Raw genomic sequence first — 13,025 nt, forward strand, 5'->3', positions numbered from 1 at the left:
AATTTATTGAGCTTCAACGGTTGTATTGTTATTCCCTGCTTTTTTCACATCGTAATCCCTCATCGACTTCAGTTCTCCTTTATGTTCCAACTGTCCTTCTTTCACTAATTCTTTCATCCTCCAATTCAGGAAAATATCAGTAATTGGAAATTTAAGTTTACCAACGAGTTGGTTGATTACTTTAGATGCCTTTACGAAATCGTTTTGTACCAATTGCATGATCTCTTTATCGAAGAAGGTAGCGGGTTCACCCTTCAGCTTTTTCCCCCCTTCAAGCATCCTGATGCCGGCATTTTCATTCATCAGGCGGTGCCATTCGTCATTATCTAATTCAAATTCGGCTAATGAAACGGGCCTAGCCAATTTCTTCGCTTTTAAGAATTCCTTGGGCAATACTTGGTGTAAATGCGTAGGGTAAAAAACGCCTCCTTTTTCGTTAAGAAAAGGCAGGTTATTGAGGAAGATGATATGTATCCTACCCGCGAAAGCTTCCAGTTGACCAATCAGCCAAAAATAGCCGCTCACATCGGTAGCGTTCTGACCTAACCAAATCCATACTTGCAATTCCGGCTGCTCCTTCAAAGTATTTTTCAGATCTTTTACAGGGTCCGGTTTTACAATTTGGCCGTCATGGTTTTCCTCTTGCTGCATGATCCCTTGGACTTGCAGCCACCATTGTTCCCGGTTTTCCTTACCCTCCGGGGTATCCAGGATAAACAGCGGTCCCACGGAGAAATCTTCCTCGAAATACCTAATTTCCCCTGTAAGTTGTTCGTCCAGTTCAAACGCAGCTTGTAAATTAGCTACGGAAGATTGACCGAATACGATATGTAAAAGCGGTTCCATTACAAAACACGATTCCTACGATGATAAAATTATTCAGCTACGAGATCTTTTTCGTACCTGAGATTATTGATAATAAACTCTTGCCTATTCTGGGTGTTTTTGCCCATGTAATATTCCAACAGTTTATTGATTTGCGTTTCTTTGCTTAAGATGATCGGTTGTAAGCGGATATCTTCCTTGATAAACTTACCGAACTCATCGGGCGAGATTTCACCCAAGCCTTTAAAGCGGGTGATCTCCGGTTTATTTCCCAATTTTTTGACCGCTTTAGCCTTCTCTTCTTCGGAATAGCAATAAATTGTTTCCTGCTTGTTCCTCACCCTGAATAAAGGGGTTTCCAATATATAAATATGCTGGTTCCTTACCAGGTCCGGAAAAAATTGGAGGAAAAAGGATAATAATAATAGGCGGATATGCATTCCATCCACATCGGCATCGGTAGCAATCACGATATTGTTATAGCGCAAGTCATCGAGGCCGTCTTCAATATTCAAGGCATGTTGCAAAAGGTTAAACTCCTCGTTTTCGTATACCACTTTCTTGGTAAGGCCGAAACAGTTTAAGGGCTTACCTCGTAAGCTAAAAACAGCCTGTGTCTCCACATCGCGGGACTTGGTGATGGAGCCGCTCGCGGAATCACCTTCCGTGATGAAGATCGTTGTACTCAAACGCTTAGAATTATATTCTTCCTTATCCTTTCCACCTGCTTCTTCATTGAGGTGAACGCGGCAATCTCTCAACTTTTTATTATGCAAATTCGCTTTCTTGGCGCGTTCATTCGCTAATTTCTTAATCCCTGCCAGCTCCTTCCGTTCGCGTTCGCTCTGCTCGATGCGTTTCTTCATCGCTTCTGCCGTGGTAGGGTTTTTATGCAGGAAATCATCTAAAGCTTTCGATAAAAATTCCAATACGAAGGCTTTCATCGATGGGCCCCCTTCGTATACTACTTGCGAACCCAGCTTGGTTTTTGTTTGGGATTCAAAAACGGGTTCTTGTACCCTTACGGAAACCGCGGCACATATCGATGCCCTTATGTCGGTAGCATCATAATCTTTCTTGAAAAATTCCCTTACCGTTTTCACGAAGGCTTCGCGGAAAGCTAATAGATGCGTACCGCCCTGGGTTGTATGTTGACCGTTTACGAAGGAGTAATATTCTTCCCCGTATTGGTTCTCATGGGTGATGGCCACCTCGATATCTTCCCCTTTCAGGTGAATGATCGGGTAACGGATATTTTCAGCGTCGGTGATCCGCTGGAGCAGGTCCAGCAAACCGTTCTTTGATACATATTTCTGCCCGTTAAAATTGATAATCAGGCCTGCATTGAGGTAGCAATAATTCCAAATTTGTTTCTCCAGGTACTCCGGGATGTATTTGAAGTTTTTGAACACGGTTTCGTCCGGTACGAAGGTTACGATCGTCCCGTTCGGTTCCTTGGTGGCAGTTTCTTTATGTTCTTTTAACAATATTCCCCTTTCAAATTCCGCTACTTTCATCCTACCTTCCCGCACGGATTGTACCTTGAAAGAAGTAGATAAGGCGTTGACAGCCTTGGTACCTACACCGTTAAGGCCGACAGATTTTTGGAAGGCTTTACTATCGTACTTGGCGCCCGTATTGATTTTACTCACAACATCTACCACTTTACCAAGGGGAATCCCCCTACCGAAATCGCGCACACTTACACTATGTTCGCTCACCTTGATGTCAATCTGCTTACCAAACCCCATGGTATGCTCGTCTATACAGTTATCAACCACCTCTTTAATCAGGATATAAATACCATCATCCGGGCTGGTACCATCCCCTAGCTTACCGATATACATACCGGGCCGCAGGCGGATGTGTTCGCGCCAATCCAGCGAGCGTATCGAGTCTTCCGTATAGGCGGCAAATAAGTCTTTCTTATCCGTGTTTGCCATAATGTAAAATTATTCCAGGTTTACAACTTACTAAAACTTTTAGCAAAATCCGATCGTTGGCAAAAATAAACGATTCGTGGAAAATCGCAAGCATTAGTTTTGCACCAGTTGTATATTATAGATTTTCAGCAATTTATACAACATTACTTTATAATTGTTGTTCATTAAATAAATATAATACCTAAAAATGCCCATACATATAATATAAATTAAAAATTATATTTTTTATTTATATTAATTTTATTATTATATTTATATACCGAATAAGAGACACTAAGTAATAGGATACACCGAAAAATTGAAGCGCATTTAGCACGGCTTTCCCCAGATCACTTTCCCGGAAAATTGATTATTAAACCATATACTTATGAAAGAAAACCTGTTGTTTAAACTGGCATGTTTATGCATCGCGGCTACCGTACTTCTCGTACACTTTTTACAAGGTAAATTTACCAGGGCAAAAAGATAAGCTGCGATAAACATTTTGACTCGTGAAGAATTTTTGCACTAAGTGGGCATCCGGTCAGGGTGCCCATCTTTATAAAGGGCCGACATAAATATAAAAATCGTTACCTTAAATGATCGATCATTGTTCCTATATAAACAATTTTTTCATGGAAAATACCCCCGTCAAAAAAACGAACGATCATCTTGCCAACGAGAGAACCTTCCTGGCTTGGATACGAACTGCTATAGGTATCATGGGATTCGGTTTCGTGGTCGTAAAGTTTTCCTTGTTTATCAAGCAGATCTCGTTGATCATGGAAAAGCAATACCGGCTGCCCCAAACAGGCTATTCCGCTAAGATCGGTGTTATCTTGGTGGCTTTCGGCGCCCTAACTGCCTTATTCGCGTTTGTAAATTACCTGAAGATCAAGAAGGATATTGAATCGACGCATTATACCGGGAAAAATCCCCTGGTAATTTTTATTACCTGCTGTATCCTATTTGTAAGCGCGCTATTATTGTGGTATTTGATGGGGAGTATATAATATCCCTCAAAATAAAAACGGGCTATACCAGGTATTGCCCGTTTTAAGCGTATAAAAGTGATTGAACATTAACGGTTAAAATACTTGTTAACAGCGTCTGTACGGCTCCTAACATGCAGCTTTTCATAAATATTATGTACGTGCCGACGAACGGTTTCGATACTAATAAATAAATTCCCCGCAATTTCTTTATATAAAAAACCTTTTGACAGTTGATCTAAGATTTCCTTTTCGCGCGAAGTTAAGGCTTCCAAGGCGGGGTTCGGTTTGGCTTGCTTCTGGAAATAAGCCACGACCCTCCGCGCAATTTGGGAGCTCATCGGGCTGCCTCCATCGTGTAAATCACGGATGGCATCCAATAATTCCCCCGGCGGCGTTTTCTTCAAAATATAACCGCTGGCGCCGGCCTCCAGCGCGTTGAAGATCTTATCATCGTCCTCGTATACGGTCAACATCATGAATTGCATATCGGGGAAATCACCTTTCAAGCGAGCAATACACTCAATCCCGTTCATTCCGGGCAGGTTAAAGTCCATCAATACAACACTCGGCATCAGTTGCGGAATTTTCTCAAGGGCCGCTTCCGCGTTGTTGAACGTCCCTATGCAGGCATATCCGTCCGAACCATTTATTAATAATTCCATGGCCGTACGGATATCATGATTGTCTTCCACAATTGCAACAGATATAATATCCATACTATCTTGGAGCTTTTTTCTCGAATATACCATCATTTCAATTTAAACTAATAACACGTATATGCCATGTTATCATATATATATATTAAATCAGCGGGATTTCAAGGTTTACCATGGTTCCGTTCTGGGAAGTGATTTCTGCTTGTCCTCCTACTATTTGCATTCTTTTCTGTATGTTCTTTAAACCGTTGCCGAATAACCTCACTTTTTCGGGATCGAATCCTTTACCGTTGTCCCGGATCGAGATATGCAACTTTTTAGCTACGATCACTTCTATGGTTACCTCGCTGGCTTGTGCATGTTTTACAACGTTGTGAAGGGTTTCCTTCACGGCAAGATAGATATTTCTCCTCGTTCCACCACTTAGTTTAATATTGGGAATGGTTTCCGGCATATTAAAATGATGTTCGATATGTGCATGTTCCAAGAAATCGGCAGCGAAACTTCTCATGTAAGCCAACAAGTTAGCCAAGGAATCATTGGAACTGTTCATCGCCCAAATAATTTCGCTCATTTTATCCACCAATTCTCCCGCTGCTTCCGAAATCCGTTCTATTTCCTTGGTTTGCGAGCTATCTTGAATTTTCCTTTTGGCAATTTCGCTTAATAACCTGATGGTACTCAGCCCAGAGCCGAGATCATCGTGCATATCGCTGGAAATCCGGGCCCTTTCCTGGTCAACGGCTTGTTCTTTTTCCAGTTTCAGCTTTTCCGTCCGTAATTTGTAATCAAGGTATAAGGCTGATAGATAGTAAGCAATACCGAGTATCAGCAAGAGTAACAAAAATCTAAACCATAAAGTTTGCCAAAAGGGTACTTTAATAATTATCTCCAGCTGGGTGAAGCCATTATCCCAGATTCCGTCGTTATTGCATGCTTTAACTTTAAAAATATAGTGACCCGGTTTGAGGTTGGTATACCGTGCTACCTTCGCATTGTTGCCCTGTAGCCATTCATCATCTAATCCTTCCAACTTGTACTGCACGCGGTTTTTCGCAGGATTCGTATATTCCAAGGGTACGAACTCGATCGCGATCGTGTTTTGGTTATACGGTAGCTCTACAGAATGCAAAAAAGATATTGAAGTGTCTGACTTATAAGGCCTATCCAGTACTTCTAAGCGCTTGATCAGCACCACGGGAACATTATTGTTGTTCTTGAAATTCCTCGGGTAGAATCCGTTTACCCCGTTTGCTCCTCCAAAAAACAGCTCGCCGTCAATGGATTTATAATAGGCTCCCTTATTAAACTCGTTACTTTGCAAACCGTCGAGATAATCATAGGTGATGATCTCGTCGCTTAAGGGATTTACCTGCGAGATGCCCTTGTTATGACTGATCCAAATCCTATCCCTGTCATCTAATAAAATTCCATACGTATAATCGTTGGGCATCGTTGGATAATCGAAACTATTGTAATGTTTCAATATTTTATATTCCGAACCTAATATGAGTAAACCGCGGGTTGTTGCTAACAACAATTGGTTATTAGCATTCTTATTGATAGAATTAATTTCAACGCCATGCGGCAACGGGATCATATGCCAATTGGCATCCTTCCCTTCCTTGACAAAAGCGCCGTAGCGTGTCCCTACGAATTGATGGCCTGCCATATCTTCAAAATAGCAGAGCAATGCATCGCCGGGAAATTTATGAACGATCGCTGCTTTGTAACGGTTCTTTTTATAGGTGAATTTTAATAAATATTCCCCGTAATTAAAATATACCTCCCCATTCGGGCGCTTGTATATAAACGGGTTGATATCTAGTTGCGGGGGTAACCCCAATGCTAATATTTCAGCCGTATAATCATGGAATTTCTCGGTTTCCAAGTCAAACAAACCCACATGTTGGCGGAAATGGAACCAAAGGTGATCATAATCTTCACGGCCAATCGCATGTAAATAATCATTCGGGAATACGCCGGGCTTGTATTCATTCGAGATCCTTTTGAGGAAACGGCCCGATTTATCATAAATATCTAAACCATCCTGTTCAAAACCTACATACAGGCGGCCATCATCATGTTTGTAAACAGCTTTGGCCATGTTGTGGCTGATATACGGGGAACGGTATAAACTGAATACTTTCTTATGCGGGCTATATTTTTTAACACCATCCCCGTCCGTACCAATCCAAATATTATTGTCAAAATCTCGGAAAATAGTCTGGACGACGTTGTATGAATGGACTTCAAAGGTGTTAAAACTTACTATATGTTTGATTACCTCGTTGTTTCCAATATTGTATATTAGGATACCTTCATTCCCCCCGATCCATGCATTCCCATTCCCATCCAGCTCTATTACTTGCGGAACGAACTTGGCATGACTATAATTTTCCTGTTCATAGACCAAGTCCGTGTATTTATTCCGTTTCTTATCAAATACGGTGATGTGATTCCGGCTACAAATTAGCAAAGTATCATTTCCCAAGGGTTTAATAACGGGGTTCCTGCCCACGGTTGGAATACAATACGTATTTAGATGGGCCGTGTTGAGATCCATCGCTATCAACTCCCCTTGCTCGTAATGCATCCAAATATGGTTGTCATCTTTTATGACCGTGGTGGGAAATTTATTTTCTTTTACCCTCGCTGGAGGATACGCAATGGTATGTTTTAGTTGGAAGGTGGTGTTATCAAAGACGTATAAGCCCATCATCGGGCGCCACACCCAAAGATTCCCCGCCATGGTATCTTCTCCCAGGATAATGAATTTATGGATAAAATCACGTTCGAGGCTGTTAATATTGCTCGTATCCTTATATACCCAACGGAAAACATTCTGATACCTGTCGTATAAACTGATCCCGTTATTGTGGCTAACTAATAATTGATGGTGATGATCTTGGTAAAGATCAAAATATTTCGTACCATCTAAACCGTAACGGTTGTAGAGGTTGACATCGCGGGAGGCATTCTTAATAAAGGATTGCTTGGAGGGAAGACTGCTGGTAAAGCTTGGATTGGAACGGTATTCGTTGAATACATACCCATCAAATCGGCAGATCCCGTCATTGGTGGCCATCCAGATAAATCCTTGCTCATCCTGCATGATGCTGGTAATGCTTCCTTGCGCTAAGCCTTCATTCACATTGTACGCATCAAACAGGTAGGTGCGCTCCTGCCCACTGGTGGACAAGTTGTAGGCGAACAAGAACGTTAGGATAAGGCCGTATACCCGGTATAATGAATTTATTTTCAAATGGAACTAAATATGCAATTACAGGTAGATTGCAAATATATAAATCTGTCGTTCACTTTCTAATGATTTTGTAATTTTCTTGCCAAATTGGTCATAATATTTTGAAAATATGAAAAAAATTATCGCTTGTTTCTGTTGCTGCTACCTATGCTTTATATTTCCGGCCCATGCACAACGATTGGAGGTTTTAACATCAGGTCAGATTAAGAGTATCCGTGGGTTAAGTGTTGTAAATGACCAAGTTTTCTGGGTTTCCGGGACGGAAGGGACAGTTGGGAAGACAACCAACGGTGGCCGGACCTGGGAATGGTACCGGGTGCCGGGCTGCGATTCCCTTGACTGGCGCGACATTGAAGCGTTTGATGACAGTAAGGCTATCGTGGTAAATGCCGGTGAACCTGCCAACATCTACCTAACACGTGATGGCGGCAAAAATTGGAGAAGGGTTTATTTTAATAATACGAAAGGTATATTCCTAGATGCGATGGCTTTTATTAATGAAGATGAAGGTTTGATCATCGGTGACCCGCTCAAGGGTAAAGTAACTGTTTTACAAACAAAAGATGGCGGTTATGAATGGAAACAGTTAAAACTAAATAATAAGGCTAAAACCGCTGATGGGGAAGCTTTTTTCGCTGCAAGCGGTACTTGCTTACGCGCCATCCCCAATACGAAGATGTATGCTTTCGTCAGCGGCGGGAAAACGGCTAATTTGTACATCCTTAGGAATACAAACATTACCGCTAAAAGAGCCTTACCCATGATTCAAGGTGAAAGTAGCCAAGGTCCTTTCAGTATTGCAACTTGGGATCGGAAGCACTTCGTAATAACAGGTGGAAATTATATGTTGGACACCAGTACATATCAAAACTGCGTGACTACAAAAGATGGTGGTAAACATTTTACAGCACCGGTTCTTCCTCCCGGCGGTTACCGCTCCGCGGTGGAATATATAAGTAAAGATTTACTAGTGTCTACCGGCACTTCAGGTACGGACCTGTCATTCGATGGTGGAAAAACATGGAAGAACATTAGCCGCGATAGTTACAATTGTGCCCGGAAGGCCAAAGATGGCACTATCGTAATATTGGCAGGTGTCAATGGTAAAGTAGCCAGGCTGGCATTATAGAAAAAATTCAAAATGATAGGGAATTAACGGCTTAGCACCTTCTATTTTAATGGAAAAAGCATTGAAATTTTAATAATATTGAATACTATTTTATAAAATCTACGGCTTTTTTTGGTTAATTTAGTTGAAAATGCCGAGAGCATTGACGTAAATGTGATATATGCAAGTAACAACCTCTTCGGGTAAATATTCTATTAAACATTACCCCGACCAAGTGAAAGAATGGAAGAAAGAAGGTAATTTTTTCTATTTCTATTGCACTGAAACAATTTTAGAAGTCAGGATCATTTCAGATAAAATCATCCGTTTCCGCTACGCGGCTGACGGTACCTTTCAAAGGGATTTTTCATACGCGATAGCTGATAACCTCGAAGAATTTCCGGAAAAATTTAACATCTTCGAATGGGAAGAGACTTTCGAAATCAGGACCGCCGCCATCAGGATTTTCATCGCCCGGGAAAATATGCGGATCACCATTACCGATTTGGAAGGGCAGATTATCAACCAGGATGAGCTGGGTTTCCATTGGCAATATTACCTGCAAAAAGGCGGTAAAATTGTTTACTGTAGTAAATTGATCCAAGATAAGGAATCCTTTTTCGGCCTCGGCGATAAACCTACTGAACTGAACCTGAAAGGGAAACGGTTCGAAAATTACGGCACGGACGCCTACGGTTTCCAAGCCGGGACGGAACCTTTGTACCGGAATATCCCCTTTTATTACGGTTTGCACAACGGGATCGGCTACGGTATTTTCTTCGATAATACCTTCAGGACCATTTTCGATTTTGGAGGTGAGCGGGAAGATATCAGTAGTTTCTGGGCCAGGGGAGGCGAAATGAATTACTATTTCATGTATGGCCCATCCTTATTGGATGTTGCCAGGTCATATACCCGCATTACCGGTACTGCCGAACTGCCGCCCTTATGGGCGCTCGGTTACCATCAATGCAGATGGAGCTATTTCCCCGATAGCCGCGTGCGGGAAATTGCCGATACATTCAGGAAGCGCCAAATTCCTTGTGATGCGCTTTATCTTGATATTGATTACATGGATGGCTTCCGTTGTTTTACCTGGGATAACGAAAGGTTTCCCAATCCTCCGAAACTTTTATCCGACTTGGAAAATGAAGGGTTCAAAACAGTTGTCATTATTGATCCCGGCATAAAAGTAGATCCTAATTACGAAGTATACAAAGAAGTAGTTCAAAATAATTATGCCTGCAAACGCGCGGATGGCGCCTTAATGGAAGGTGACGTATGGCCGGGAAAATGTGTTTTCCCCGATTTTACGAACCCCGGCGTAAGGGAATGGTGGAGCAGTTTGTTCAGGAACTTGATCAGTACCGGTGTTCGCGGGGTTTGGAACGATATGAATGAACCGGCGGTATTTGAATTAGGTACATTCCCTGAAGATGTACGCCATGATTACGATGGAGAAGATGTTAGTCACCGCAAAGCACATAATGTGTACGGTCACCTTATGAGCAAGGCTACTTCTGCCGGTTTAAAAAAATACGTTATGCCGCAGCGGCCATTCGTGATTACACGCTCCTGCTATTCGGGTGCCCAACGGTGGAGCAGCGTATGGACGGGTGATAATATCTCCAGCTGGGAACATTTATGGTTGGCTTCCGTTCAATGTCAAAGGCTTTCCGTGTCAGGGATTTCATTTGCCGGGAGCGATATCGGTGGATTCATAGGTGAACCCGATGGTGAACTATACACGCGCTGGATCCAACTGGGCGCTTTCCACCCATTGATGCGGACGCATTCGGCTAGCAATGAAACCGGCTTCAACCAGGAACCATGGAGTTTCGGTGAAACTTACGAGGCGGTAGTAAAGAAATTTATTGAACTTCGATATCAACTGCTACCATACATTTATACCGCTTTCTGGCAATATTCGGAAGAAGGAACACCGATGTTGCGCCCCTTGGCGTTCGTGGCACAGGATGATGAAAATACCCATTACCGCCACCACGAATTTTTATGCGGAGATCATTTGCTGGTCAGCCATGTAAGCGAACAGGGCATGAAAAAGAAGGATGTATATTTACCGAAAGGTAAGTGGTATTACTATTTTAATGATAGTACTTACGATGGCGGTAAAATAGTAACGGTAGCCACGCCGCTAGAAGAAATGCCCCTATTCGCAAGAGCCGGCTCAGTGATTCCGCAGTTCCCCATCATGCAATATGTTGGAGAAAAACCTATCGAATCAGTTTTCCTACATGTTTATTACCATAATGAAGTTGTATTAAGCCGTTTGTACGAAGATGCCGGGGATCATTACGCATACAAGAACCTCGAATTTAACGTTATCCATTTTAAGCAAGCCTCTACAGTTCAACAGTTAAAACTCAAAAGGCGTCAGGCCGGTGATTATGAACCGGGTTATAAAACTTATACTGTAATCGTTCATGGACTTCCATTTGTTCCGGAAGATTATATTGTAGATGGAGAACCTTTCCCCATCGATTCATCAAAAATTGGCAAAGGTACAGTTGAAATCACAATTGATCGTAACTTTGAAGAATTAATCATGCTGATGCCTTAATTTTTAAAATAATATAATTGAAATGGAACAAGGTCTGCCGAATGTGAATAAACCAATGGATTATAAAACCTACCGGGAAATGATGGAAGTACTAGTTAAAGCTGGGAGAGTTTCTTGGGATGATTCTATCAACTATTCACCTGAATATACCAAGTTGAATGAACAAAGAATGCACCGGTTGGATAAAACCGTTCATTTAATATCCGGATTGGAAGAAAAATTAAAGAATCTTGATGAGCAATATACCTGGGTTGTAATCACCGAACCTTGGTGCGGTGATGCATCGCAAAGCGTGCCTGTTATTCAAAAGGCTGCCGAAGTGAATCCTAATATCACGATTCAATACGTGATGCGTGATACGCACAAAGATTTAATGAATGAATTCCTAACCAACGGAAGTAGAAGCATACCGAAATTGATTTGTTATGATACCTCCAACGGAAAATTGAAATGGCATTGGGGGCCGCGTCCTGCTGAATGCCAGCGACTCTTCCTAGATATGGCTAAAGACGATAGTATCCCTTTCGAAGAAAAAGCGGAACGCCTGCATAAATGGTATGCGCAGGATAAAACCATGAGCCTACAAAACGAATTATTGGAGTTGGTTAGTACCTTGTCATAATTGTCACAAATACTACTTTAACCCGGTATCGTAAAAATAACCGGATCCGGTCGCTCAAAAACGGGCGACCGGATTTTTATATTTATTTCCCTGGTTTTACCAGCTTATACTTGCGGTATAAAAGTTTTGAAACCCAATATACCATTATAGCCAATAATAAAACAAACAAATACCTTGCAAAAAAGAGAATAAAATCTCCAAGAATCATCACACCGCTAGATAATGCATCTTTAAGTTCCATAAAGAAAGTAGGTTGCGGCGCCGGCATATAAGGAGTTTCCCTGTATACTTCTAGTTTGACGGTAGACCATTTGATCGCATCATCCAGCCTAAGTAGTTGCGCCTTTGCCCCTATTTGCCTTGAAATTGCCAATTCTGTATTTGTACCCCGCTGCCCCTCTGGAACCGGGTTACCGGCATTTTCCTGCATTTGTGCCACCATATAATCTATATAGACATTCCGAGCTGAAATATTTTTATAATCCAAAGTTTTGGCCAAACTGGTTAAATCGTATACAGTTGCCATAAACGATTCCTGCGGTACCCGCACCGTTGTAGCTAAATTCCAGCTATAATCATTCCTGTCTTCGGTTTCAGCCTCAATATAACCATCATATTTAACGATGATTTCCCGAATCCTGGACCGGGTCATGGCAACACTGTCAATGCTAAACTTGATATTTGCCTTCTTCACCAATTTATCCGTAAAATAAGCTCCTAATAAAGCAGTAGTATCTGGAATACTCAACTCATCATCATCAACTCCGACAGTATTGGAAGCCGCTTCATCAACTAAAAGCCGGGAAGATTGTACATCTTCAAATTTAGAAGCAGCGGGCTTGTTATTACAAGCAAAACAAAAGATTATCGCACAAAAAAGAGCGGGGGTAAACTTGTTTGATCGCATAATAGTTAGGTTTTAGTTATATGATGCAAAATGAATGGGATTTTACACATTAATCCCCCGATAAAAAATATGTAACCCTATAATTATGTTAAAAACGACCGAACAAACACCTTATCCAATAAAAAATCCCTTGGCAATCACCAA

Annotated in this window: 9 protein-coding genes; 4 read left to right on the top strand and 5 right to left on the bottom strand. The window is 41.7% G+C overall.

Annotated elements, in window-relative coordinates:
• Nucleotides 1–3: 3 nt before the first annotated feature.
• Nucleotides 4–846 (bottom strand): DUF1835 domain-containing protein, encoded by an 843-nt coding sequence (locus COR50_RS16055; protein ID WP_098194926.1) that lies wholly within the window; start codon nucleotides 844–846, stop codon nucleotides 4–6.
• A gap of 29 nt (nucleotides 847–875) precedes the next feature.
• The gene (locus COR50_RS16060; protein WP_098194927.1) at nucleotides 876–2,768 is read right to left on the bottom strand and encodes a DNA topoisomerase IV subunit B; all 1,893 of its coding nucleotides are present in this window, start codon (nucleotides 2,766–2,768) and stop codon (nucleotides 876–878) included.
• 614 nt (nucleotides 2,769–3,382) lie between these two features.
• Here COR50_RS16060 and COR50_RS16065 point away from each other — a divergent pair.
• Complete coding sequence (locus tag COR50_RS16065) at nucleotides 3,383–3,760, top strand: YidH family protein (protein WP_098196278.1); 378 nt, start codon at nucleotides 3,383–3,385, stop codon at nucleotides 3,758–3,760.
• A gap of 68 nt (nucleotides 3,761–3,828) precedes the next feature.
• Here COR50_RS16065 and COR50_RS16070 read toward each other — a convergent pair whose 3' ends face one another.
• Together COR50_RS16070 and COR50_RS16075 are read right to left on the bottom strand one after the other, a co-directional pair.
• A complete protein-coding gene (locus tag COR50_RS16070) occupies nucleotides 3,829–4,458 on the bottom strand; it encodes a response regulator transcription factor (RefSeq protein ID WP_232516195.1) in 630 nt (209 codons plus the stop codon).
• An 85-nt stretch (nucleotides 4,459–4,543) separates the two neighbouring features.
• The gene (locus COR50_RS16075) at nucleotides 4,544–7,663 is read right to left on the bottom strand and encodes a ligand-binding sensor domain-containing protein (protein WP_098194929.1); all 3,120 of its coding nucleotides are present in this window, start codon (nucleotides 7,661–7,663) and stop codon (nucleotides 4,544–4,546) included.
• 109 nt (nucleotides 7,664–7,772) lie between these two features.
• Between COR50_RS16075 and COR50_RS16080 the strand changes: the two genes are divergently transcribed.
• The 3 genes from COR50_RS16080 (at nucleotide 7,773) to COR50_RS16090 (ending at nucleotide 11,974) form a co-directional block, all read left to right on the top strand.
• Nucleotides 7,773–8,792, top strand: coding sequence for a WD40/YVTN/BNR-like repeat-containing protein (locus COR50_RS16080; RefSeq protein ID WP_098194930.1), 1,020 nt, complete (start codon nucleotides 7,773–7,775; stop codon nucleotides 8,790–8,792).
• Nucleotides 8,793–8,952: 160 nt separating this feature from the next.
• Nucleotides 8,953–11,352 (top strand): glycoside hydrolase family 31 protein, encoded by a 2,400-nt coding sequence (locus COR50_RS16085; RefSeq protein WP_098194931.1) that lies wholly within the window; start codon nucleotides 8,953–8,955, stop codon nucleotides 11,350–11,352.
• A gap of 22 nt (nucleotides 11,353–11,374) precedes the next feature.
• Nucleotides 11,375–11,974, top strand: a complete 600-nt coding sequence (locus COR50_RS16090; protein WP_098194932.1) for a thioredoxin family protein — start codon at nucleotides 11,375–11,377, stop codon at nucleotides 11,972–11,974.
• Between the two features lie 82 nt (nucleotides 11,975–12,056).
• Here the strand turns inward: COR50_RS16090 and COR50_RS16095 are convergent, their stop codons facing one another.
• On the bottom strand, nucleotides 12,057–12,881 hold the full coding sequence (locus tag COR50_RS16095) for a DUF4349 domain-containing protein (RefSeq protein ID WP_098194933.1): 825 nt from the start codon (nucleotides 12,879–12,881) through the stop codon (nucleotides 12,057–12,059).
• Nucleotides 12,882–13,025 lie beyond the last annotated feature (144 nt).

Origin of the sequence: Chitinophaga caeni (assembly GCF_002557795.1) — a bacterium.
Taxonomy (GTDB): domain Bacteria; phylum Bacteroidota; class Bacteroidia; order Chitinophagales; family Chitinophagaceae; genus Chitinophaga; species Chitinophaga caeni.